At 41.4% G+C, this 22,234-nt stretch carries 19 protein-coding genes; 11 read left to right on the top strand and 8 right to left on the bottom strand.

Annotated elements, in window-relative coordinates:
- Positions 1-59 precede the first annotated feature (59 nt).
- Together PY364_RS17295 and PY364_RS17300 are read left to right on the top strand one after the other, a co-directional pair.
- On the top strand, positions 60-1,421 hold the full coding sequence (locus tag PY364_RS17295) for an EAL domain-containing response regulator (RefSeq protein WP_275524343.1): 1,362 nt from the start codon (positions 60-62) through the stop codon (positions 1,419-1,421).
- Between the two features lie 120 nt (positions 1,422-1,541).
- On the top strand, positions 1,542-2,237 hold the full coding sequence (locus tag PY364_RS17300; protein WP_275524344.1) for a response regulator: 696 nt from the start codon (positions 1,542-1,544) through the stop codon (positions 2,235-2,237).
- A 228-nt stretch (positions 2,238-2,465) separates the two neighbouring features.
- Here the strand turns inward: PY364_RS17300 and gatA are convergent, their stop codons facing one another.
- On the bottom strand, positions 2,466-3,923 hold the full coding sequence (gene gatA, locus PY364_RS17305; protein WP_275524346.1) for an Asp-tRNA(Asn)/Glu-tRNA(Gln) amidotransferase subunit GatA: 1,458 nt from the start codon (positions 3,921-3,923) through the stop codon (positions 2,466-2,468).
- A 288-nt stretch (positions 3,924-4,211) separates the two neighbouring features.
- On the opposite strand from gatA, the gene PY364_RS17310 reads away from it, so the two are divergent.
- The 7 genes from PY364_RS17310 to PY364_RS17340 all read left to right on the top strand — a co-directional run bounded on the left by PY364_RS17310 (position 4,212) and on the right by PY364_RS17340 (position 9,910).
- Positions 4,212-5,462 carry an HhoA/HhoB/HtrA family serine endopeptidase gene (locus PY364_RS17310; RefSeq protein ID WP_275524348.1) on the top strand — a complete coding sequence of 417 codons (1,251 nt, stop codon included), beginning with the start codon at positions 4,212-4,214 and terminating at the stop codon, positions 5,460-5,462.
- A 159-nt stretch (positions 5,463-5,621) separates the two neighbouring features.
- On the top strand, positions 5,622-6,155 hold the full coding sequence (gene def / locus PY364_RS17315) for a peptide deformylase (RefSeq protein WP_275524350.1): 534 nt from the start codon (positions 5,622-5,624) through the stop codon (positions 6,153-6,155).
- A 54-nt stretch (positions 6,156-6,209) separates the two neighbouring features.
- Positions 6,210-6,779: a TerD family protein gene (locus tag PY364_RS17320; RefSeq protein ID WP_275524352.1), complete on the top strand. Its 570-nt coding sequence runs from the start codon at positions 6,210-6,212 to the stop codon at positions 6,777-6,779.
- Between the two features lie 53 nt (positions 6,780-6,832).
- Positions 6,833-6,982 (top strand): hypothetical protein, encoded by a 150-nt coding sequence (locus PY364_RS17325; RefSeq protein ID WP_275524354.1) that lies wholly within the window; start codon positions 6,833-6,835, stop codon positions 6,980-6,982.
- A gap of 38 nt (positions 6,983-7,020) precedes the next feature.
- Positions 7,021-8,466: a TerD family protein gene (locus PY364_RS17330; protein WP_275524356.1), complete on the top strand. Its 1,446-nt coding sequence runs from the start codon at positions 7,021-7,023 to the stop codon at positions 8,464-8,466.
- Between the two features lie 95 nt (positions 8,467-8,561).
- On the top strand, positions 8,562-9,158 hold the full coding sequence (locus PY364_RS17335) for a TerD family protein (RefSeq protein WP_275524358.1): 597 nt from the start codon (positions 8,562-8,564) through the stop codon (positions 9,156-9,158).
- Between the two features lie 146 nt (positions 9,159-9,304).
- Positions 9,305-9,910 (top strand): hypothetical protein, encoded by a 606-nt coding sequence (locus PY364_RS17340; protein WP_275524360.1) that lies wholly within the window; start codon positions 9,305-9,307, stop codon positions 9,908-9,910.
- 80 nt (positions 9,911-9,990) lie between these two features.
- On the opposite strand, the gene lysS is transcribed toward PY364_RS17340, so the two are convergent.
- Positions 9,991-11,547 carry a lysine--tRNA ligase gene (lysS, locus tag PY364_RS17345; RefSeq protein WP_275524362.1) on the bottom strand — a complete coding sequence of 519 codons (1,557 nt, stop codon included), beginning with the start codon at positions 11,545-11,547 and terminating at the stop codon, positions 9,991-9,993.
- A 294-nt stretch (positions 11,548-11,841) separates the two neighbouring features.
- On the opposite strand from lysS, the gene PY364_RS17350 reads away from it, so the two are divergent.
- Complete coding sequence (locus PY364_RS17350) at positions 11,842-12,417, top strand: TerD family protein (protein WP_275524364.1); 576 nt, start codon at positions 11,842-11,844, stop codon at positions 12,415-12,417.
- Between the two features lie 12 nt (positions 12,418-12,429).
- Positions 12,430-13,032 (top strand): TerD family protein, encoded by a 603-nt coding sequence (locus PY364_RS17355; RefSeq protein WP_275524365.1) that lies wholly within the window; start codon positions 12,430-12,432, stop codon positions 13,030-13,032.
- Positions 13,033-13,171: 139 nt separating this feature from the next.
- Here the strand turns inward: PY364_RS17355 and PY364_RS17360 are convergent, their stop codons facing one another.
- From PY364_RS17360 to rpsP, 6 genes are all read right to left on the bottom strand, one after another.
- On the bottom strand, positions 13,172-13,576 hold the full coding sequence (locus PY364_RS17360; protein ID WP_275524367.1) for a ChuX/HutX family heme-like substrate-binding protein: 405 nt from the start codon (positions 13,574-13,576) through the stop codon (positions 13,172-13,174).
- Between the two features lie 42 nt (positions 13,577-13,618).
- On the bottom strand, positions 13,619-14,032 hold the full coding sequence (locus PY364_RS17365) for a hypothetical protein (RefSeq protein ID WP_275524369.1): 414 nt from the start codon (positions 14,030-14,032) through the stop codon (positions 13,619-13,621).
- 347 nt (positions 14,033-14,379) lie between these two features.
- Positions 14,380-19,725, bottom strand: coding sequence for an AAA family ATPase (locus PY364_RS17370; protein ID WP_275524371.1), 5,346 nt, complete (start codon positions 19,723-19,725; stop codon positions 14,380-14,382).
- A 538-nt stretch (positions 19,726-20,263) separates the two neighbouring features.
- Positions 20,264-21,217: a PhoH family protein gene (locus PY364_RS17375; RefSeq protein WP_275524373.1), complete on the bottom strand. Its 954-nt coding sequence runs from the start codon at positions 21,215-21,217 to the stop codon at positions 20,264-20,266.
- A 239-nt stretch (positions 21,218-21,456) separates the two neighbouring features.
- A complete protein-coding gene (locus PY364_RS17380; RefSeq protein WP_275524375.1) occupies positions 21,457-21,921 on the bottom strand; it encodes a KH domain-containing protein in 465 nt (154 codons plus the stop codon).
- Positions 21,890-22,177: a 30S ribosomal protein S16 gene (gene rpsP, locus PY364_RS17385; RefSeq protein ID WP_007355231.1), complete on the bottom strand. Its 288-nt coding sequence runs from the start codon at positions 22,175-22,177 to the stop codon at positions 21,890-21,892. The genes PY364_RS17380 and rpsP overlap by 32 nt, the downstream gene beginning before the upstream one ends.
- Between the last annotated feature and the right edge of the window lie 57 nt (positions 22,178-22,234).

Raw genomic sequence — 22,234 nt, forward strand, 5'->3', positions numbered from 1 at the left:
AGTATAGTATACTCAAGTTGGTTGTGTTATAGTAAAGACCCATTTGTTATTTAACTGCCATGACCAAAATTTTGGTAATTGAAGATGAACAACTAATCCGGGAAACCCTAGTGGAACTGCTGGAAGCCCATGATTTTCGAGTTAGTGCTGTTGAAAATGGTCGGATTGGCGTAAAAGTGGCGCTTTCCGAACTGCCAGATTTAATTTTGTGTGACGTGCAGATGCCGGATCTCGATGGTTACGAAGTGCTGCAATCCCTCCGCCAAAACGTAATCACATCGGCGATTCCATTTATTTTTCTCACTGCTCAAAGTGCCAAAGCTGAATTTCGTCGGGGGATGGAATTGGGAGCCGATGACTATCTCACTAAGCCATTTACTAAGCAAGAATTGCTCGGCGCAATCGCGTCAATTCTTTCAAAAAGGGAAGCTATTACTCAACCTCTTACCCAAGCACTCCAACAAGCCGAAGCAAGGCTAAATGATTTAGTTAATGAGTCGCTAATTACGAATACGATTTCTAGTGAAAAATTGGCTCTGGAAGTTGAAATTTGCCGCGCTTTAGCACAGAATGAATTTGAAGTTTACTATCAACCGCAGGTAGAACTTGCAACTGGTGAAATTATCAGTGCAGAGGCATTAATCCGCTGGAATCATCCCGAAAAAGGTAGGATATCGCCAGCAGAATTTATTCCCCTAGCAGAGGAGACAGGCTTAATTATCCAGATGGGAGAATGGGTATTGTTGACTGCTTGTACTCAAACTGCCTCGTGGATTAACTCTGGATTTATCAACTTTCGAGTATCAGTAAATCTTTCAGTCCGCCAACTCTCAGACCCCCAGCTTTTGCTCCGAATAGTTGAAATATTAAAGGTTACTGGTCTAGAACCAGGTAATTTAGAATTAGAGGTGACAGAAAGTGCAGTTATGGAGAATGTTTCTGTCGCTACTGCTACTTTAAATGAACTTAAATCTCTGGGAATCCGCATTGCCATTGATGATTTTGGAACTGGTTATGCTTCATTAGGTTATCTCAAACAATTTCCGTTTAATTGTTTGAAAATTGATAAATGCTTTGTGAGCAATGTTGGTAGCGATACTCATAATAAAGCAATTACAACAGCGGTGATTCAACTCGCTCATAATCTGGGTCTAACAGTGATTGCTGAAGGCGTAGAAACTGAAGCCGAATTAGATTTTTTAAGAGAGCAACAGTGTGATATGATACAAGGGTATTTGTTCAGCCCAGCCAAACCAGCGGCAGAATTTGAACTCTTTTTAATGACGGGTAAGCGATTGTCCTCTCCTTCTTTGATGTCTAGATCGAGTCGAGTTGTCAATTTGCTGCCGCAGTCCGAGAAAGAAAAATCCAATCAATTCTTGCCCTCAGATTTCAAATCTTCTGGGTTCATCTATAAATAATGTCAGCTTTTTGGGATGATTGATATACTCCCACGCTAAATTAGCTAAATTAGGAGTAAGGAATTGCGATCGCAAAGGGTTGGCGCTACTATTGGGAACGCAACTTGGTAAAATACGAGTATGCAAAAGATATTAGTAGTTGATGACGAACTTGACTCTCAAGCAGTGCTAGCAATTTATCTTGAAAGCCGAGGATATCAGGTTGAATGTGCCAGTTCAGGTGTCCAAGCCCTCTCTATTTTTGAAGGCAACCCTCCGGATCTAGTAATTTCAGATGTGATGATGCCGGAGATGGACGGGTTTGAATTTTGCCGTCGCTTGCGTTCAAGCCGTTTAGGTCAGTTAGTACCATTTATATTTTTATCAGGTCAAGGAGAGTTAGAATCCAAAGTTGAAGGTCATTCTATCGGCGGAGATGACTATTTGGTAAAGCCTTTTCAACCACAGGAATTGTTAGCGAAAGTAAAGGGGCAGTTGGAGCGAAGTCACCGTATTCATGCTGAGATTGTCCGGTTGCTCCAACACTCTACTTTTGAACAGGAAAAAATTCCAGCTCCAACTGTAACACGGAAGTCTAAACCTTTGCCGTTAACGCCAGCAGAGGAAAGAGTTTTTTGGGAAGTGATTCAAGGTTATACCAATAAACAAGTGAGCGATCGCCTTTTTATTAGTCCCCGCACTGTGCAAGCTCATCTTAGTAGCATCTTCAGTAAGCTAGAGTTAGAAAATCGCTCTCAGCTAGTTCGCTTTGCCTTGGAAGGAGGATTTAACACTCCCGGATCTAAAGATGGGGGGATTGTTAAGGACAACCTTTAGGGGTAGCATCATATGATTACCAATTATAGAAGAAGGGACTAGGGGCTACGATGCTCAGGACTAGGGAAAGAGGGGCTAGGGACTAGGGAAAGAGGGGGAAAGAGGGGGAGATGGGGAGCAATTAGCAATTAGCAATTAGCAATTAGCCATTAGCAATTAGCCATTAGCCATTACCAATTACCAATTACCAATTACCAATTACCAATTACCAATTCCTATTTTGCTGAATTAAATTTGAGGGAGGCGTTGATGCCAAGTAGTTGATTGCTCGTAAGCATAAGCCACCTCAAATAGACGGGATTCTTGCAATACTTTGCCAATCATTTGCATCCCTATTGGCATCCCATTTTCGTCAAAGCCGCAGGGCATACTCAATGCAGGTAAACCAGCCAGATTAACTGGAATAGTCATTAAATCCGACAAGTACATACTCAGGGGATCGTCAGTTTTTTCACCAGCTTTGAAAGCCGTAGTTGGTGCAGTAGGACATACTAAAATGTCAACTTGAGCAAAGGCTTTATCAAAGTCTTCTTTAATCAAAGTCCTAACTTTTTGAGCTTTGAGATAGTAAGCGTCATAGTAACCAGCCGAGAGAGCATAAGTGCCGATCATAATCCGTCGCTTGACTTCCGTACCGAAGCCTTCCGCGCGAGTTTTGGCATACATTTCTAATAGGTTATCGGGGTCGGAAGTTCGGAAACCATACTTTACACCGTCATATCTTGCTAAATTTGCCGAAGCTTCTGAGGGAGCAATGATGTAGTAGGTAGGTAAACCGTAGCGGAATCGGGGACAGGAAATAACTTGTATTTCTGCACCCAATTCTTGCATTTTTTCGATCGCCTTAGTAACAGCTTTTTCAACTACGGAGTCTAAACCTACGCCAAAGGTTTCTTTAATCACGCCAATTCTAATTTGACCTTTAGGGCGCAAATTAGGTCTAAGAGCCGTGAGGTAATCGGGGACAGGGACATTAAGACTGGTGGAGTCTTTGGAATCATAGCCTGCGATCGCACCTAGCATAATCGCTGCATCCTCCACTGTCCGGCCAAAGGGCCCAATTTGATCCAAGGAAGAAGCGTAAGCCACTAAACCATAGCGAGAAACTAACCCATAAGTCGGCTTCATCCCCACTACGCCGCAAAATGATGCCGGCTGGCGGATAGAACCTCCCGTGTCGGAACCCAAAGCTACCACGCATTCGCGGGCCGCTACCGCCGCCGCTGAACCGCCAGAAGAGCCGCCAGGTACTCGTTCCAAATCCCAAGGGTTCGCCGTGAGTTGATACGCCGAGGTTTCTGTGGAACTCCCCATCGCAAACTCGTCCATGTTGGTTTTACCCAAGCAAACTGCGCCGGCAGCCTCCAGTTTGGAGACGACTGTAGCATCGTAGGGTGGCACAAAGTCTTTCAATATCCGGGAGCCGCAAGTTGTGGGTATCCCTTGGGTACACATATTGTCTTTAACAGCGATCGGAATCCCCGCCAAGGGCCCAATATTTTCTCCTGCGGCGATTTGAGCGTCCACCTTGCGAGCTTGCTCTAAGGCTTTGTCTGCTGTGACGTGCAGGAAGCTTCGCAACTTCGGCTCTAGCTGGTGAACGCGATCTAATGCTTCTTGAGCAATTTCGACAGCAGAGCGTTCTTTATTAACCAGTTGTTGGTGCAACTCGCGGATGGATGCCATGCTTATTCCTTATATCTTTTCTAGTCTAGTTAAAGCTCCTTAGCCAATATAGCTGGCAATTGTACCAGCCTACACCTATCCTGTGGAGTTCCGATAATTTTCCCTCATCTCCCTTGGAAATGCTAAAGTTAAAAAAAAGGAAATAAGAAGCCTACCGTCTAACGGTACTCCGTTGACTGTCGGGTTTGTTCACGGAAGTATCCTCAAAGTACACAATACTTTACAAAGTACAATCGGGGATTGAATCTACAACTGTTGTAATTTAGCTTGTTGGCTAATGGGGTCGTGATGAATAGTTCAACTGGCAAGTTTTGGAAACAACCGACGATTTATCTGTTGCTGTTGGTGACGGGAGCCGGAGCAGCTCTGCTCGGCGATCGCTTAGTATTGTCGAAAATGCCTGTTTCTGCTCAGAACCGGATACAGCAGAAACTTGACCAACCGCAAGTCAAAATTCCTTCTGAGAATAGCAATTCTCAGGTTCAGATCGTCTCACAACTTCCCCTGCCGATCGCTCCTGGTGATGAGAATTTTATTGCGGCGGCGGTGCAGAAAGTAGGGCCAGCGGTGGTTCGGATTGACTCTTCTCGGCGGGTAGGATCGGCAGGAAGAGGGTTAGATGGACAATCTCCTGAAGATTTTTTTAGGGGAGAACAACCGCAAGGTAGAGGACGAGTAGAGCGGGGAACTGGTTCCGGTTTTGTCATCAGTGCTGATGGTCAGGTACTCACTAATGCTCACGTTGTAGATGGGGCAGATACAGTAAGTGTGACGCTCAAGGACGGTCGCACCTTTGAGGGGAAGGTTTTGGGGGAAGATCGGGTAACGGATGTGGCAGTGGTCAAGATTGAGGCGGATAAGCTACCAATTGTGAAGGTGGGAAACTCCGATCAATTGTTACCTGGGGAATGGGCGATCGCGATCGGTAATCCTTTGGGTTTAGATAACTCGGTAACTGCTGGGATCATCAGTGCTACAGGCCGCTCTAGTCGAGATGTTGGTGTCCCAGATAAGCGGATTGGATTTATTCAAACTGATGCAGCAATTAATCCAGGAAATTCTGGCGGCCCACTGTTGAATGCTGCTGGTGAAGTGATTGGCATGAACACGGCAATTATCAGCGGTGCTCAAGGATTGGGGTTTGCAATTCCTATTAATGAAGCACAGCAAATTGCTCAACAATTGATTACAACTGGTAAAGTTGAACACGCCTATTTAGGTATTGAGATGGCGACGCTGACACCGGAAATTCAGAAGTTAGTTAATAGCGATCCTAATAGCAGAATTCGTGTCAATGTTAGCGAGGGGATTTTAATTAACAGCGTTGTTCCTTCTTCTCCTGCTGCTATGGCTGGTTTCCGACCTGGAGATGTCATTCAGAAGATTAATAATCAGCCGATGCTCAAATCGGAATCGGTGCAAAAATTGGTTCAGAATACTAAGGTAGGTACACCTTTACAAGTGGAGGTAAGCCGCGATGGTAAGCTGATTAAGTTGGAAGTAAAACCGGGAAATCTCCCAGTTCAATCGGCGCGATGAAGAGGGGACTAGGGGCTAGGGGCTAGGGACTAGGGAAAGAGAGAGGAGAGAGAGGGATGAGGAGGATGGGTAATTAGCAATTAGCAATTAGCAATTCCCAATTCCCCATTACCCATTACCCATTACCCATTACCAATTCACATGAATTACCAGTAAATCATGGCTGAAATATTAGAAATTTCTCAATTGGGGAATCCCGTACTACGTCGTCAAGCTCAAACTATCGAGAACATTGAAGATGAACAGTTGCAAAAACTGATTGAGAACTTAATTCATACAGCACAAAGTGCTAATGGCGTGGGAATTGCTGCCCCTCAAGTTGCTCAATCTTACCGTTTATTTATCATCGCTTCACGTCCCACTCTTCGCTATCCACAAGCACCGATAATGGAACCTACAGCGATGATTAATCCTCAAATTATTGCCCGCTCAAATGAGGTAATAAAAGACTGGGAAGGTTGCTTAAGCATTCCAGGGATTCGCGGATTAGTACCTCGATCCCAGGCGATTGAGATTGAATATACCAGTCGTGATGGCAAACAGCATCGACAAGAATTAACCGATTTTGTCGCCCGAATTTTTCAACATGAATATGACCATTTAGACGGGATCGTATTTTTAGATCGAGTAGAAAATACGCAAGAATTAATGACCGAGGAAGAATATCAACAGCAAGTTGTCAAAAGTCTATAAAATTTGCTATAGTTGGTATTAGTAAAAGCTGTTGAATTTACTAAGGTAATACGGATGTCTATCAATTTAAGCAAAGGCGAGAGAATCAATCTTTCAAAAGAAGCACCAGGGTTAAAAAATGCTGGCATTGGTTTGGGATGGGACATCAATGCTACAGATACCGGTGCAGCGTTTGATTTGGATGCTTCTGTATTTATGCTGGGTGCAAATGCAAAACTTCCCAGTGAAAAATACTTCGTTTTTTACAACAATAAAGAATCGCCAAACGCTTCAGTACAACACTTAGGAGATAGTAGAACCGGAGAAGGTCAAGGAGATGATGAAACAGTTCTAATCGATCTATCTAAAGTAGATGCTTCTGTGGAAGAAATTGTTTTTGTTGTCACTATCCATGAAGCTGAAACCAGAAGACAAAACTTTGGTCAAGTCAGGAATGCTTTTATTCGGATTTACGACACGACCACTTCTACAGAAGTGACTAAGTACGATCTGGATGAGGATTTTTCTAGAGAAACTGCGATTGAATTTGGGCGGCTTTACAAGAAAGATGGTGAATGGAGATTTCAAGCAGTAGGACAAGGTTTTAATGCTGGTTTACAAAGTTTTGTAGACAAGTATGCCTAACACAAACTCTATCATACTAAGGTAAATAGATCGAGGGGAAATTCAAAATTAAGGTGAATATTCCTCTTGATTTTAGTAATAACAACGTAGGGTGGGTACTCGCTGCAAAAAAACTTGTAACTCGTAACCATAAATGGTTTCGGCGAGTACCCACCTTACAAGTTTTAAGGATACCGCCGGGACGGCGGCGTTACGAAAAGTGATACGTAATTCCGATAAGATTAAAGAGGATATCAACAAAATGGGAATTCAATTAAAGAAGGGCGAAAGATTTAATCTTTATCAAGAATATCCCAATTTAAAAAAGGTGGCGATTGCACTTGGTTGGCACATAGATACTAGCTTAAGTGTCTCTGGAACCACCGGGAAATATGATATTGATTCCTCTGTTTTTATGTTAGGAACTGATGGCAAAGTTCCTGATGAAAAATATTTTATATTTTACAATAATCTCCAATCATTGGATAATTCTCTCAAACACTCAGGAGACAATAGAACTGCTCAAGGTGAAGGAGATGAGGAGACAATTTATGTAGATTTAACCAAGGTAAATTTGGCTATTGAGGAAATGATTTTTGTTGTTACTATCCACGAAGGACAGGCAAAAAATCAAAACTTTAGTCAAATTAAAAATGCTTTTATTAGGTTTTATAATCCAGATACAAGACTGGAACTAGCGCGATATGATTTACAAGAGGCTTTTTCAGAAGAAACAGCCGTAGAGTTTGGAAGATTTTATAGAAAGGATGGAACATGGAGATTTCAGGCCGTAGGACAAGGTTATAAACAGGGATTACAAAGTTTTGTTGATAAGTATTATGTAGAGATTAAACAGCCAGAGAAAAAAGCACAACCTACGTTACCTAAATTGCCAACTCCTGAACATAGCAATAAAAATCAGAAAGCTATTATGCTAGAGAAAAAGCTGGAGGATAAAGCACCGCACATTTTTGATCTTGTTAAAAAAGTAGATATATCGCTGGCAAAAGCTAATTTAACAAATCACCAGGCTAAAGTCGCGCTTTGTCTTGATATTTCTATGTCGATGACTTCCCTCTACACTTCTGGGAAAATCCAGCGTTTAGCAGAGAAAATTCTGGCTTTGGGATGTCGATTTGATGACGATGGTTCTATTGATATATTTCTCTTTGGAGCCAATGCTCACAATGCTGGTGAAATGACAGTAGATAATTTCTCAAACTTTATTCACAATATACTAGATGAGTATCCTTTAGAAGGGTGGACTTATTATGGTAAAGTAATGAAGGTAATTAGAAATTTCTATTTCCCTGATGCTCATGGAGGCAGACGCAACTCAGCTATTGCCGCAGATCAACCTGTTTATGTTATGTTTGTCACAGATGGAGCTACTGCGGACGAACAGGATACTAAACAACAGTTAAAATGGTCGTCTTATGAGCCAATATTTTGGCAGTTTATGGCGATTGGGAAGTCACGTAGCGATGTCAAAAGTAAGGGGATTGGTGGTTGGTTTGCAAAGGCGATGACGAGCGATTTTAGTTTTTTAGAGCAACTTGATGAAATGACAGATCGCTACTTAGATAATGCCGATTTTTTTAGTATAGAAGATCCTGAAGCTATTGCTGATGAAGAATTATATGATTTGTTGACAACTGAATACCCAAATTGGGTAAAATCAGCGCGAAGGCAACATCTTTTACCATAAAGATAGCCTTTCAACGTAAATCCGTAAATCCAGGATAGTTTCAGGTTACAATCACCAAACCTCAGCATACGTAAACCTTAGAGACAGAGAACAATATGGCTATTAATTTGACCAAAGGACAAAGTATTATTCTCAGTAAAAGTGAATACGACTTGTCTAAAATGACGATGGGTTTAGGATGGGATATCGCCAAGTCGAAAGGTGGACTTTTTGGCGGCGGTGGTAAGGATTTTGACTTGGATTCTTATGCTCTTTTGTTGGGAGATAATGGCAAGTTAAAGAATTACAAGGAAGATGTCATTTATTACGGCCATTTGGAATCTAAAGATAAAAGCGTAGTTCATTTGGGTGATAATCTGACGGGCGCAGGGGAAGGAGATGACGAGCAGATAGTTGTGAGGCTTAGCTCTCTATCTGAACAATATCATCGAATAATTTTGGGTGTGAATATCTACCAGGCTAAAGAGCGAAAGCAACATTTTGGAATGGTAGAAAATGCTTTTGTCAGGGCCATAGATGCGGCGGGGAAAGAAATAGCTCGATATAGTTTATCGAGTGAGTCTTCTTTCGATGGCAAAATAACTATGTTGATTGGGGAAGTTTACCGAGATGGTGGAGAGTGGAAATTTAAGGCTTTAGGCAATCCTTTGGCTGATGATTTTAATGTTGTTGTTGGTTCATTTATGCGGTGAAAGTAAATAATAGTAGGTGAGTTTATTTCGTTGCGTGGGGGCGGGTCGATTGTCGGTATCTTAGGACACTCGCTCATGGCTGAAACCATTGATTCTATTTCCCTCTTCCCCTAGCCCCTAGCCCCTAGTCCCTAGCTATAATTAACATGGCTTACAGTAACTTTACCCTCAGCGATTTCATCAAACAATTTGGCTTAATCTTCAAAGACAAAAATGACTTATTTGCCAATATACCAGCAGTAGGATACAGCGAATATTTAGATTTTACCCTCAAATACAGCCTCCCCCTAGCCAGCGAAATCAATACCGAAAAAGCGCGTTCCGAAATGATTATTACCCCAATTTTACTTGAATTGAGGAGAATGCTAGACGATAAAATTAGCTTGTTCTCTGGTAAAGAATTTAACGTAGACTTAGAAAAAGGATTGAATGGGGCTTGTGATTTTTTAATCAGCCTTTCCGAGTCGCAGATTATAATTATGGCTCCTGTTATTGCCATTGTTGAAGCTAAGAAAGAAGACTTAATCGGCGGTTTGGGACAGTGTGCGGCTGAAATGTATGCAGCACAATTGTTTAATCAAAAAGAAGGTAATCAAATTAAAATAATTTATGGCGTGATGACATCGGGGACTGTCTGGAGATTTCTAAAGTTAGAAGGCAATGTTTTAGACATTGATGTGGTAGAGTATTATATCAAAGATGTAGGAAAAATTTTAGGGATTTTATCAAGTTTGCTCAAGAAAACAAGTTGATAGAGAATATATTAATAAAATAAGGTGCGTCATAACTAGCAAATTTTAAACAATATAGACGCACCTTATTACTAATTGACCTAAGAATCTTTAGCCGGCCGCATAGTGGGGAACATTACAACATCGCGAATACTTTGAGTATTAGTCAAAAGCATCACTAATCTATCTATACCTATCCCCACTCCCGCACAATTAGGCATTCCTAAAGACAATCCTTGAATAAAATCTTCATCCATCGGATGCGCCTCATCATCTCCAGCCTTTCTCTGTGCTAATTGTTCCTCAAAACGCTTTCTTTGTTCCTTTGGATCGTTCAATTCTGAGAAGCCATTGGAGTATTCAGTACCGTTAATAAATAACTCGAATCGTTCCACAAATCCCGGTTTGCTACGATGTCTTTTTGCTAGCGGACTCACTTCTACAGGAAAGTCCATAATGAAAGTAGGTTGAATTAGTTTAGGTACAACTAAGTTATCAAACACGGCATAAAGCAAGTAGCCCAAACTTTGCTTTTCTAGATTAGAGAGGTGCAATTCCAGTTTTTCGGCGGCTGCGATCGCATCCTCCAAATTCAAACTCTCAAAATCTAGACCTGTTTCATCTTTAACAGATGCTATCATGGTTTTGAGTTGCCAGTGCTTACCGCTGAAACCGGGATATTCCTCACTGTAATCAAATTTGCGTTCTAAACTAATCATTTTTCCCTGATTTTCAATTTCTTTGACATCTCCAAAAATAGAATTAGCTGCATAACAGATTACCTCTTCTACAACCTCTAAAATGTCAAAGTAATCAGCATAAGACAGGTAAGCTTCTAAAGATGTAAACTCAGGGTTGTGGGTACTGTCAACGCCTTCATTTCTAAAGATGCGCCCTACTTCAAATACCCGCTCAAATCCGCCAGCAACTGCTCTTTTCAGGAACAATTCAGTAGCAATTCGCAAGTAAAAATCTACATCTAAAGCATTGTGGTGAGTGATGAAGGGTCGAGCAGCACCACCGCCATAAATAGCTTGCAAAGTTGGTGTTTCAAGTTCATGAAAACCTGTATTCCAGAAGTAGGAACGAATGCTTTGAACGATACGGCTACGGAGAATAAAACGCTTGAAAGATTCTGGATTTCCTGCCAAATCCATCTCGCGGTGACGGCGGCAGATTTCTGGATCGTTAACTCCGTAATAAGCGTCAGGAAATGGGATTGTAGCTTTTGATAATACCTTTAATTCGCGCACCAAAATAGAAAGTTCACCGCGCGGAGTGCGGCAGCCAATTCCTTCAACTCCGACAAAATCTCCGACATCAAGTAATTTTTGAACCTGTTTAAAGCTCAAGCCAGATTCGCCAGTAACTATTTTTTTCTCGATTTTGAGTTGAATTTTGTCTGAAAAATCCTTCAAGTCAATGAAGCAAATGCTACCACTATCACGTTTGGATGTGATGCGGCCGCAAACTCGGAGGGAAATTTCTTCGGGGTCAGTTTCTCCATTTTGGAGTTCTTTTCCTGGCTGGCTAAATAATTCATGTACGTCTTTCGCTGTGTGCGATCGCGCATAAGACTCGCTAGGATAAGGCTCTATCCCTTGCGATCGCAACTCATCAATTTTTTGGCTACGGACTTCCGCTTCACTCAGACTCATTACTTGTGACTCTCTCAACTTGTGGAGACAGTATCATATCATAATATAAAAAATCTGGAACTAACAATATTAATAGTTTATTAGTTAAGACGGCTAATTACTGGACGCGATAGCTCTCACTACAATCCCATAAAAAAATAATAAAGATTTTTCAGAGTGATTGACAGTTATGCCAGTTGCTTATAAAATTAAAATATAAACTTTAAGATTTCATAATTCTTTCCCTTGAAGTCTCAAAAAAGCATTTGAACTTTACCGCTATATTACTTATCAACAAAGGACGAGGACTGAATAATGGCAGTTTCACTGACAAAAGGACAGCGTGTATCCCTCGATAAAATTTCACCCGGACTCTCAGAAGTATTTGTGGGACTGGGATGGGATGTTAAAGCTACAGACACTGGTTTCGACTTCGATCTAGACTCATCATTATTTCTCTTAGGTGCTAATGAAAAATTAATTTCTGACAACCACTTCATTTTTTATAATAACCTGATAAGTCCCGATGCTGACAAATCAATTCAGCACATGGGTGACAATCTCACGGGTGCAGGCGAGGGCGATGATGAAGTGATCAAAATTAAGCTCAAAAAAGTGCCTGGTGATGTCCAAAAAATAGTTATAGCCGTAACTATCCATGAAGCACAACAACGCCGTCAAAATTTTGGTCAAGTGCAAAATGCCTTCGTTCGGCTTGTCAATATCGAAACACAACAAGAAGCGGTTCGCTACGACCTTGTAGAAGATTATTCCATAGAAACAGCGCTGATTATGGCTGAACTTTATCGTAAAGATGGTGAGTGGCGACTCAACGCAGTCGGAGCCGGTTATCAAGGTGGTTTACAAGCACTACTCGACCGCTATAGCTAGGAGATAAAATCAATGGCAATTCAACTACAAAAAGGACAGCGCATCTCGCTTTCTAAAGAAGCACCAGGACTAACAAAACTAATGTGTGGATTAGGATGGGATGTTGTCAAACGTTCAGGGAGTGGTTTATTTGGAGCCTTCAGTAATACTCATGATTGTGACCTAGATGCTTCAGTAATTTGCTTAGATCAAAATGGTAAAGTAAATGATATGGTTAATATTGTTTACTTTGGGAATCTCTCTCACCGTTCGGGAGCAATTACGCATCTCGGCGATAATCTCACAGGTGCTGGAGATGGAGATGACGAGCAAATTCTTGTAGATTTATCTCGAATGCCATTAGAAATTGTGAAACTGGTTTTTACAGTTAACATTTACGATTGTATTGTTCGGAAACAAGACTTTGGGTTAGTTGACAATGCGTTTGTACGCCTGGTTAATACCTCCAATAATAAAGAACTCGCTAGATATAACCTATCGGGTTCTGAATACAAAGGTATGACTGGGATGATTATGGCTGAAATCTACAGACATAATAATGATTGGAAAATGGCCGCAATTGGTGACGGTGTTAAAGTTAATGGGTTAGGGGAACTTGTTGGCAAATATTCTTAGGCACTCCCTCGGGCTAGGGGCTACGATGCTCAGGGCTAGGGGAAGCGTGAAAGAAGGGAAAGAAGGGAATAGAATAAGCGAGTTTGGTGGAACTCAGAACGTCTTAACTGCCAAGAAGGTTGCTATAATAGATAATAAGCTAAATCTCCTCTACTGGTACTGGTTCCCAAACCTCCCCATATTTCTCCTTTAATTCGTGCCATGATTCAACTTGTCCAGGTTCATATTCCCCTGGTTTTCCCCACTGCAAAAATGCACTCAAAGCAGGTTCTTCTTTTTCATCTAAAAAGCGCACTGCATAAGTAGTAAAATTGCCCCGTTTTGCCTCACCAGTTTCAAATTTTACCCGCGTAATTTTGTCCATATTCAGGTGAAATTCAAAGCCTTCTGTGTGCATATTTGCATATTTACCTTTCGGTAACTCTGCGTAGAAAAGCTTTTGAATTTTACCCCGCGCTTCTAGTACAGCCGCACTACTTGTAACAATTAAACGCAGTGTGCCGAGTTTTTCGCATTCTTCCAGAAATTCTTTAAGATTAGACATGATTTTGTGAGTTGTTAAGTAACTAGACAAAAAAAACAAAAATTAAAGGTGTTGATTTCTTACAGGAAATACAACATACCAATTTTTGTCAAATACAGGCTCAGGTTCTGGGCAATTTAGATTTATAGCTCGCCATGTAGCAATAGAGGCTGCCGTTCTTACAGCATCTTCTGTAGTATCAGCTTCAAGTCCAATAACTTTAATAAGTTTAACATCGTATTTGTTGATTTCATCTAATTGCTTGATGTGTTTTAAAGTGTAGTTTGCACCTTCAATTGCTGCATTAATCCAGTCTTTATGTGTTTCTGCATTAACCTCACATTCATTCCTATTGATCTGATGACCTATGGCATTTATTACCAATTCTTTTTCAGAAAAAAGCATAGCTTCTACTACAACACGAGCGAAATAACCAATCCCATTTTTTACGCTTGACAATTTGTAGTCACTAATCATTTTTTTACCTCTCTGCACTAAAAATTATTGTAAAACAACGGAAATACATCTTTCTCAAAATAATGCTCTGCACCTGAGTTTGTCATTCTTATAACATACTGATAGTTGTGCGGGCGGCCTTGTCCGTAAAGAGAAGATTGTAGTTCTAGCCATTCATTCACTATTTCATCAGATATTGGAGGCCTTAAGTCTAATCTTCTTAATTTCTTAAGGTTGCCATTGGAAATTCGGTTGGCATTGGTCAAGATGGAGAACAGTGGGTAAATTATCTCGAACGCCATAGTAGACTCTGACAAAGGAGTGCTACCAGAATGCGTTAGTAGCGAGTGTAAATGCTCAGATTTCATTTATTGTTTTTTCAAAACAACTAAAGTTATATCATCAAATACCTTTTGTTCTTGAATAAAATCGCGGACATTGGCAATCACTACATCTTTAATTTCTGATACAGATTTGGCTCTATTGTCTGTGACTATTTCAACTAATCGTTCTAAGCCATATAGCTGTTTTGCCATGTTTTCCGCTTCCGTAATCCCATCAGTATATAACACCACAACATCCCCAGAATTTAACGATACTTTTTCCGTCGCCACAAAATCAGTAATATCTTCTTCTAAACCAATGGGAAAACCTAAAGTTTCTGTATCAATTTGTTCCACTTCACCATTAGTACGCACAACAATTACATTCTCATGTTGACCAGTTATTTGCAAAATTCCATCTTCATAATTCAGAAAAGAGAGACTTAAATTTTTGTCAGAATTAATCCGTTCTATATTACGATAAAGAGTGCGGTTGAGCACATTCAGAAATGTGATGGGATTGCTTTCCTGACTTTCTTGTAAAGTTCTAGCGGCGGTTTGAGTCATTAACATTAATAACCCACTTTCTAAACCGTGACCCGTCACATCTCCGATCCCGATCGTTACCTTACCATCAGCGGACAACACATCATAATAATCACCACCAACTTCATCCGCTGGTTCCATAAAGCCGACAATATCTAAACCCTCTATTGATTGTAACTCTGACTCTTTAGGTAATACCATTTGTTGCAATTTTCTCGTAATATCTAACTCTGCGCTCATCCGCATATTTTCAGCTTTCAGGCGTTTATTTAAACCAATAATTTCTTGATTAGCTTCGGCTAATTCTGCCGTTCTTTCTTGGACTTTATCTTCTAAATTTTGATAAAGTCTGGCATTTTCAATAGAAATCGCAGCTTGTCCTGATAACACTTTTAATAGTTCGACTCTTTCTGGAGTAAAAGCTCCCGCTGTCAGATTATTTTCCAGGTAAACAATACTAACGAGTTGAGATTGGTTAATCAGCGGCACGCATAAAATTGATTTAGGCTGATGATTTTGGATATATAAGTCATTGGTAAATTGTCCCTCTTGAACAGCATCATCCAGTACCACGCTTAGTTGAGTACGGGCTACATAATTAACAATTGCGGAGGAAAGTTCTTGACAATCTTCAACTAGAATTGACTGCAACACGGTGACTTGTTCTGAATTTATTGTACCTTCAGCTTCAATAAATAGTTTGCCCTGGCTTGATAAAATCAGATAGCCTCTTTGCGCCCCCGCATTTTCAATCAAAATTTTCATTATGCTAGACAGTAACTTATCTAGCATAATTTCGCCGGAAATTGCCTGATAAGCTTTCAGCACTGTGGTGATATCTAAGTTATTAGTCGAACCAGTAGTCGTCACTGTTGTGGTAGTTTTAGTGTTTTTATTTCCTGGTTGAATTGCCTTCAATAACTGGGGATATCGCGTTTCTAAATCTTTTACCTTCGCAGTTGCTCCCCATTGGACATAACAATAATAGGCATCAATCATATAGACTTGAGCAATTTTTTCTTTTCCCCAGTCTAAATAGAACTTGGCGGCTAGTTCGTTAGCTAGGGCTTCTTCATTGAGAAATTGATTTTCTTTAGCGAGGGAGATGGCGGAAGTGTACAAGTCGATGGCATCGGCTTTATTGCCTAAAATCCGCTGCCTTTCTGCCTCCACTAAATACCATTTATGTAGATAATTCATGGGAGCATTTTGCGCCCATTTGTGCAGAGTGGTTTGATGGGTTTCCACCTGGATGAGAATTTCTGCTTGTTCAATTTCTGGGTAGGTGAAAAGAAGTGCTAAGTGTGTCAGGGCCGCATAGAAATGGAAAATGGGGAAAAAAACTATTCCCGATACTGACATTAAATACGGCTTTATTTGGGCAATGTAGCTTAGGGCAGCCGGATAATTGCCAAAGAAGTAAGCAAGCATCAGTTTATATGTGTAGACAATAGCAATCATCGTTAAGTTATTGTCCTGATGATGTTTAGGAATCATCTCTGTTTCATTGTAAGCAGTTCCGATTAGACAATCCGGTGTACTCACAGTTTCTCTCAAGTTTTTCGTCGTCTGCCACGTTATATCCAAAATAATCTGGGCAGAATATTGCTTTATTTGAGCAAATGCAGCATTGTAAATTTCCAGTTCGGCTTCCCAAGTATCTATTTCTACTCCACCACACAAATTGCCCTCAAAGTAAACAAGTATGCTGTAGCTCGCATATAGAAAATCGCCAGTTTCCATACCAGCTATATACCCGTCTTTACTCATTGGTATCCTTGCCCTGATAGCCTCTTGGTGATGCTGAATCCAGGCAGTAAAGACAGCCAGAATTTGGGACTTAAATTCTGTTGCATTAAACAGATCGAGTAAATTCAGTGCTAATTTACCAAAGCGATAGCCAGTTTTGACATCTCCCAAAAAGTTACACAGCACCACACTATGAATCAAATACCCTACCGTCGATACGGGTGCATTTCCAAATTGAAGCGATAAACTCACCATCGTAGAGCTCAGTAGGGGCAGTAAACTCGGGATGGTTTGATTAATGGCTGAAAATAATATTCCTAAGAGTTGCATGGCGGCTTGAGTGTCAATATCGGTCATCACAGGCAAGTTCACCAGTTCCTCAATGCTTCTGTCTTGAAGTTGTATAGCAAGGCTCTGTAGGGCTTGATCTGTCTTGACTTCATCAGCTTCGGTAGGGAGTGCAACTCCCAATTGCGCCAGTGCATCTCTGGCTATTTCGAGCGCTTTTAAGCCCTGAGTCTGGGCTACCTGGGAAATAATTAAAATTTCGTAAGTTTTAACTTTATCTAAAATTGTTCGTGCTTCTTGGAAAACTTCTGCTGCTATCTGCTCCATACCATCAAAATCAGCATTCAAATAAGCAACTTCAGTAGCTATAACATAGAGATTAAGCGTCAATTCATATTGACTTTGCCAACGGTTATCTGTTAGTAAATCAATCCCTATTTGCAAATAAACTTTTGCCGCAGCGTAGGCAGTAGAATTTCTAGCTTTCTGCCCAGCTTTTAAGTTGAGTTGTGCTAAGGCTTCCCTCTCTTTTGCTTGGGCGATCAACTCCTTGCCTAGATTCAAATGCTCGACAATATCAAACAGTTTTTCTTCTCTTTCCATCTCCGAGGCATTTTGTAAAAGTAGCTGTCCAACTTTGAGATGAGTAGCTGGTTTCTGGTACTCAGGAATCAATGAATAAGCCGCTTGTTGGACGCGATCGTGTAGAAACCGATAAGTGGGATTAGTAATAGACTCGATATTAAATTTAGCGTCTGTTTGAATAAAGTTTTTGTAGCCTTCTGTAATCGGTAAAATCAGTTCTTCCTGCAAAGCGTTCCACAGTGATAATGCCGTTTTTTCTGGCAATTCTTCACTAACTACTGCCAATGTATTTAAATCAAACTGCGCCCCAATACAAGCCGCCAACTTGAGGACATTCTGAGTTTCTTCGGGCAACTTCTGCAATTGTACCGCCATAAACTCCACCACATCATCAGCGTGAGTCAATCTAGCTTGAGCAATATCGCACTGCCACCCCCCTTTTACCCCCCTCTGTCCCCCCTTGGTAAGGGGGGATGAAAGGGGGGTGGGTGACTGAGGGGGATCAAAAGTAATCAGCCCATCGTCATGTAATGCCTTCAGGAATTGAGTGGAGAAAAAGGGATTACCCTGAGTTTTTTGATAAACTAATTCTGTCAAAGGTTGAGCCAAGGATAAATTGCAAATCAGCGTATCTGCCACCAATTGATTCATATCTGCTAAACTTAATGGTTGCAGCGTAATACTATTAACCACTGCCCCAGACTTAATAATTTCATCTACCGTCAACATAAACGGATGAGTAGGTGATACTTCATTATCTCGATAAGCACCTAACACCAATAGATTCCCCTTATCCTCCATCAATAGTTGTAGCAACTTCAAAGATGCCGAATCTGCCCACTGCAAATCATCTAAAAACATTACTAAAGGATGTTCGGCAGTGGTAAATACTTGCACAAACTTTTGCATCAGCAAATTAAAGCGATTTTGGGCAGCAGTACCCGATAATTCTAGTGCGGCTGGTTGAGCGCCAATAATACGTTCTAAATCAGGAATCACATCAATTAAGACTTGCCCACTTTCGCCTACTGTGCTGATAATTTTAGTTTTCCATATTTGTAATTGGGCATCGGATTCTGATAATAATTGCCCCATTAAATCTCGAAAAGCTTGAACAAATGCCGAGAAAGGAATATTTCGCTGAAATTGGTCATATTTGCCTTTAATAAAATAGCCCCGTTGTTTGGCAATTGGCTTATGAACTTCGTTGACGATAGCAGTTTTACCAATACCAGAAAAGCCGGCAACTAGCATCATTTCAGTGTGACCTTCACTGACTCTTTTAAATGCGGCTAATAGATTAGAAACTTCATTTTCTCTACCATAAAGCTTTTCAGGAATTAAAAAACGGTTGGTAATATCCCGGGTTCCCAAGCTAAATTCCGCAATATTACCTGTAGTTTGTAATTGAACCAAACAAGTCTCTAAATCGTGCTTTAAACCTAATGATGTTTGATAGCGATTTTCGGCATTCTTCGCCATCAATTTATTGACGATTTGAGAGAGAATTAGGGGAATTTCTGCCTCAATTTCGTGGGGAGGAACTGGCTGTCTGGCAATGTGGTAGTGAACTAACTCTAAAGCGTCTTCTGTCTCAAAAGGCAATTTTTCTGTCAGCAATTCATAAAATGTGACACCAAGGGAATAAAAATCAGCCCGATAATCAAGAGTGCGATTCATCCTACCTGTTTGTTCGGGAGAAATATAGGCTAATGTGCCTTCTAAAATATTGGGGTTTTTCAGTGTGGGTGTTTCTCGTGTTAGCTGACTAGAAATGCCAAAGTCGATGATTTTTAATTGTTCCGTTTCTGGGTTGTAAACAATATTAGATGGGTTAATATCTTTATGAATAATATTGGCAGCGTGAATTTGCCCTAAAGTTTCAGTAGTAGCAATGGCAATTTTTAGAAATTCCTCTAGGATAAACCTATTGTTTTGCCTCCAAATCTTCAAAGATTCACCGCCAAAGTCCTCAATTGACATGATGAGAGTGTTTTGATATTTTTGCAAGTCATAAACTTTGACAACCCCTGGTAAATTCAGGGATTTAGTAATTTGATATTCAGTGCGGTAGCGCGTAAGTTCTTCCGGTGTGGGATAATCTTCTTTAAGAACTTTGAGAATTACAGCTTGATTGTCATTGTTTCGTGTAGCACGATAAACGAGGGAGTTAGCGCTTTCATAGATTTGAGTCAGAACTTGATAATTAGTAAGATCGATCATGATTTTCTTAAATGTTGACGATTTATTAAGTTGAGAGAAACTGCAATTATTGTATCAATCATAGACGTGGTAGCTGGACTAAACCTCCGCAAAAAAGATTTGAGTTGTGATACCAAATCCGGGTTAGTCATCCCCTTTATTAGTAATTATCCGTCGTCATTGCGAGCCAAGCGCAGCGCGTCAAGCGAAGCGCAGTTGCGAGCCAAGCGAAGCGCAGTTGCGAGGGTACGAAGCAAGCCCGAAGCAATCTGAGGTACGAAGCAAGCCCGAAGCAATCTGAGGTACGAAGCAATCCCGAAGCAATCGCAGAGACTAGGCGATTGCTTCACTTCCCGCCACGCTTCGCTCGCGGCTTCGGCTTTTCGCAATGACAATAAAGGGGGTAGTAAACCCGGATTTGGTATGACCACCATAGTTCAATATGATTAAAATCTGGAGAGTAGGGGGATAAACAAATAACACTCGCACCTACAGCTTCAATCATTCGTAGTAGTGGCTTGACGCGCTTTCTTTGTAGAAGAAAGCGCTACTACAATGATTATTTTTCGTGCTGTTCATAAGCAGCGACAATTCGCTGTACTAAAGGATGTCGCACAACATCCGCCTGAGAAAATTCGCAGAAAGCAATACCTTCAACGTGACGCAGAATATGATGTGCCACTGATAATCCAGACTGTTGATTATAGGGCAAATCGGTCTGAGTTAGATCGCCAGTAACTACCATTCGGGAACGAAAACCCAAACGAGTTAATACCATTTTCATCTGGGCTGGTGTAGTATTTTGGGCTTCATCTAAAATCACAAACGCATTGCTAAGAGTGCGACCGCGCATATACGCTAAAGGAGCTACTTCTATAGTACCTTTTTCCATTAAATCAGACATTTTTTCTGGTTCAATCATTTCGTATAAAGCGTCATACAGAGGCCGCAAATAAGGATTGACTTTCTGCTGCAAATCACCAGGTAGAAATCCTAATTTTTCGCCTGCTTCCACTGCTGGTCGTGTTAAAATCAGCCGTTCGTACTGCTTAGAAAGAAGCGCTTGCACTGCCAGAATTGCTGCTAAATAGGTCTTGCCAGTACCCGCAGGGCCGATGCAAAATGTGAGGTCGTGGGTGCGTAGAGCTTGGACGTATTGCCGCTGTCGAAAGGTTTTGGCTCTAATTTCTTCGCCTCGTCGGGTTTTGGCGAATACGTCGCGCTGCAAGTCTTGTAAATCCTCTTGGCGGTTGGTGTCTAAGGCGTGGCGTGCGGTGAGGATATCTACTCCAGAAATGCTTTTACCAGTTTTCCAATATTGGGTAAGCGATCGCACTAATTTCTCGCACAATTTTACTTGATTTTCTGTCCCAGAAATCAATAGTTCTTGCCCTCGCAAGACTACATTAGCCCCAGTTTGTTTGGTCAAGACTTTGAGATTTTCTTCTTGATAACCCGCGATCGCGATCGCGCTGTCAATACTCGGTAATTCAATGGTTAATATTTCTGTCATGCTAACATAAGCTCCCTCCAATTAAAACTCTCAATTGCCAAGGCAGTTAGGACATTCTGAATTCCTAAAACCTGATTCTCAACCCTTCTTCCCTCTTCTCTCTTCCCTAGCCCCTAGCCCCTAGCCCCTCTTAAATAAAAAAGCTAGGGGCTTAGCGTAAGCCCTAGCATTCAAGGGGGCAACGCGGCCTTCCTCAACAGATATATATGATGGAGAGACTGCCGACCACCCTAAAATTGCTAACCGAAGTCTGGATTGCTTCTGTTAGGTTTAATTGGGGGCAGACTTGAACGGCGGGACGGTTCTCTCGGCGGTCTGCCGCCGATATCTCTACTCCGGGGTCTGCTGTCGCGGCTGTCGCGATCGCCCCTAGCACTTCCATAGCGCGAATCGCTCTTAGGATTGGAATAGCGAGGATCGCCATCTTGAGCGTCGTATATATCTAAATACACGAATTCGCTTGCTGTTTTTGCCACCGTTTCCAGTACAGTCCGAATTGCCTGAATATTGCGTCCACCTCTGCCATACACGCGCCCCTTATCTGGCTCGTCAAAGGCCAGCCGAATCCACGTCCGGGATTGGCGCGGGTGTAGTTCGCAATCAACTCGCAAAGACCCAGGTGACTCTAAAAAAGGCTCGATTAAAAAGCGCACCAGCCCCACATAATCAGGACTAGCTGGCGATCGCTGGATTACTGGACTCAAGGTTAGCTCCTGCTCCGACTTGTTCAAAAACATTAGCTTTTCTTAGTAGGTCGCGCACAGTGTCAGTAGGCTGAGCACCTTCTTGGAGACGCTTGACAATCCCTGGGATATTCAGCCTGGTTTCGTCTGTTCTGGGGTTATAGAAGCCTAGTTCTTCAAGAGGGCGGCCGTCCCGACGAGAGGTGCTATTCATCGCTACAATCCGGTAGCTTGCCTCCCGTTTTTTACCGTATCGTTTCAATCGCAGTTTGATCATGTTCGTGCAAAATAATCCTTGATCGATTGTAAGCTATTTCAGAAAGAAGGAATAGGG

This window comes from Kamptonema sp. UHCC 0994 (assembly GCF_029167235.1).
Classification (GTDB): domain Bacteria; phylum Cyanobacteriota; class Cyanobacteriia; order Cyanobacteriales; family Microcoleaceae; genus Kamptonema.

Coding starts and splice junctions, on each gene's coding strand:
- PY364_RS17295 (WP_275524343.1), top strand. CDS start 60: ATGACCAAAATTTTGGTAATTGAAGATGAACAACTAATCCGGGAAACC.
- PY364_RS17300 (WP_275524344.1), top strand. CDS start 1,542: ATGCAAAAGATATTAGTAGTTGATGACGAACTTGACTCTCAAGCAGTG.
- gatA (WP_275524346.1), bottom strand. CDS start 3,923: ATGGCATCCATCCGCGAGTTGCACCAACAACTGGTTAATAAAGAACGC.
- PY364_RS17310 (WP_275524348.1), top strand. CDS start 4,212: ATGAATAGTTCAACTGGCAAGTTTTGGAAACAACCGACGATTTATCTG.
- def (WP_275524350.1), top strand. CDS start 5,622: ATGGCTGAAATATTAGAAATTTCTCAATTGGGGAATCCCGTACTACGT.
- PY364_RS17320 (WP_275524352.1), top strand. CDS start 6,210: ATGTCTATCAATTTAAGCAAAGGCGAGAGAATCAATCTTTCAAAAGAA.
- PY364_RS17330 (WP_275524356.1), top strand. CDS start 7,021: ATGGGAATTCAATTAAAGAAGGGCGAAAGATTTAATCTTTATCAAGAA.
- PY364_RS17335 (WP_275524358.1), top strand. CDS start 8,562: ATGGCTATTAATTTGACCAAAGGACAAAGTATTATTCTCAGTAAAAGT.
- PY364_RS17340 (WP_275524360.1), top strand. CDS start 9,305: ATGGCTTACAGTAACTTTACCCTCAGCGATTTCATCAAACAATTTGGC.
- lysS (WP_275524362.1), bottom strand. CDS start 11,547: ATGAGTCTGAGTGAAGCGGAAGTCCGTAGCCAAAAAATTGATGAGTTG.
- PY364_RS17350 (WP_275524364.1), top strand. CDS start 11,842: ATGGCAGTTTCACTGACAAAAGGACAGCGTGTATCCCTCGATAAAATT.
- PY364_RS17355 (WP_275524365.1), top strand. CDS start 12,430: ATGGCAATTCAACTACAAAAAGGACAGCGCATCTCGCTTTCTAAAGAA.
- PY364_RS17360 (WP_275524367.1), bottom strand. CDS start 13,576: ATGTCTAATCTTAAAGAATTTCTGGAAGAATGCGAAAAACTCGGCACA.
- PY364_RS17365 (WP_275524369.1), bottom strand. CDS start 14,032: ATGATTAGTGACTACAAATTGTCAAGCGTAAAAAATGGGATTGGTTAT.
- PY364_RS17370 (WP_275524371.1), bottom strand. CDS start 19,725: ATGATCGATCTTACTAATTATCAAGTTCTGACTCAAATCTATGAAAGC.
- PY364_RS17375 (WP_275524373.1), bottom strand. CDS start 21,217: ATGACAGAAATATTAACCATTGAATTACCGAGTATTGACAGCGCGATC.
- rpsP (WP_007355231.1), bottom strand. CDS start 22,177: ATGATCAAACTGCGATTGAAACGATACGGTAAAAAACGGGAGGCAAGC.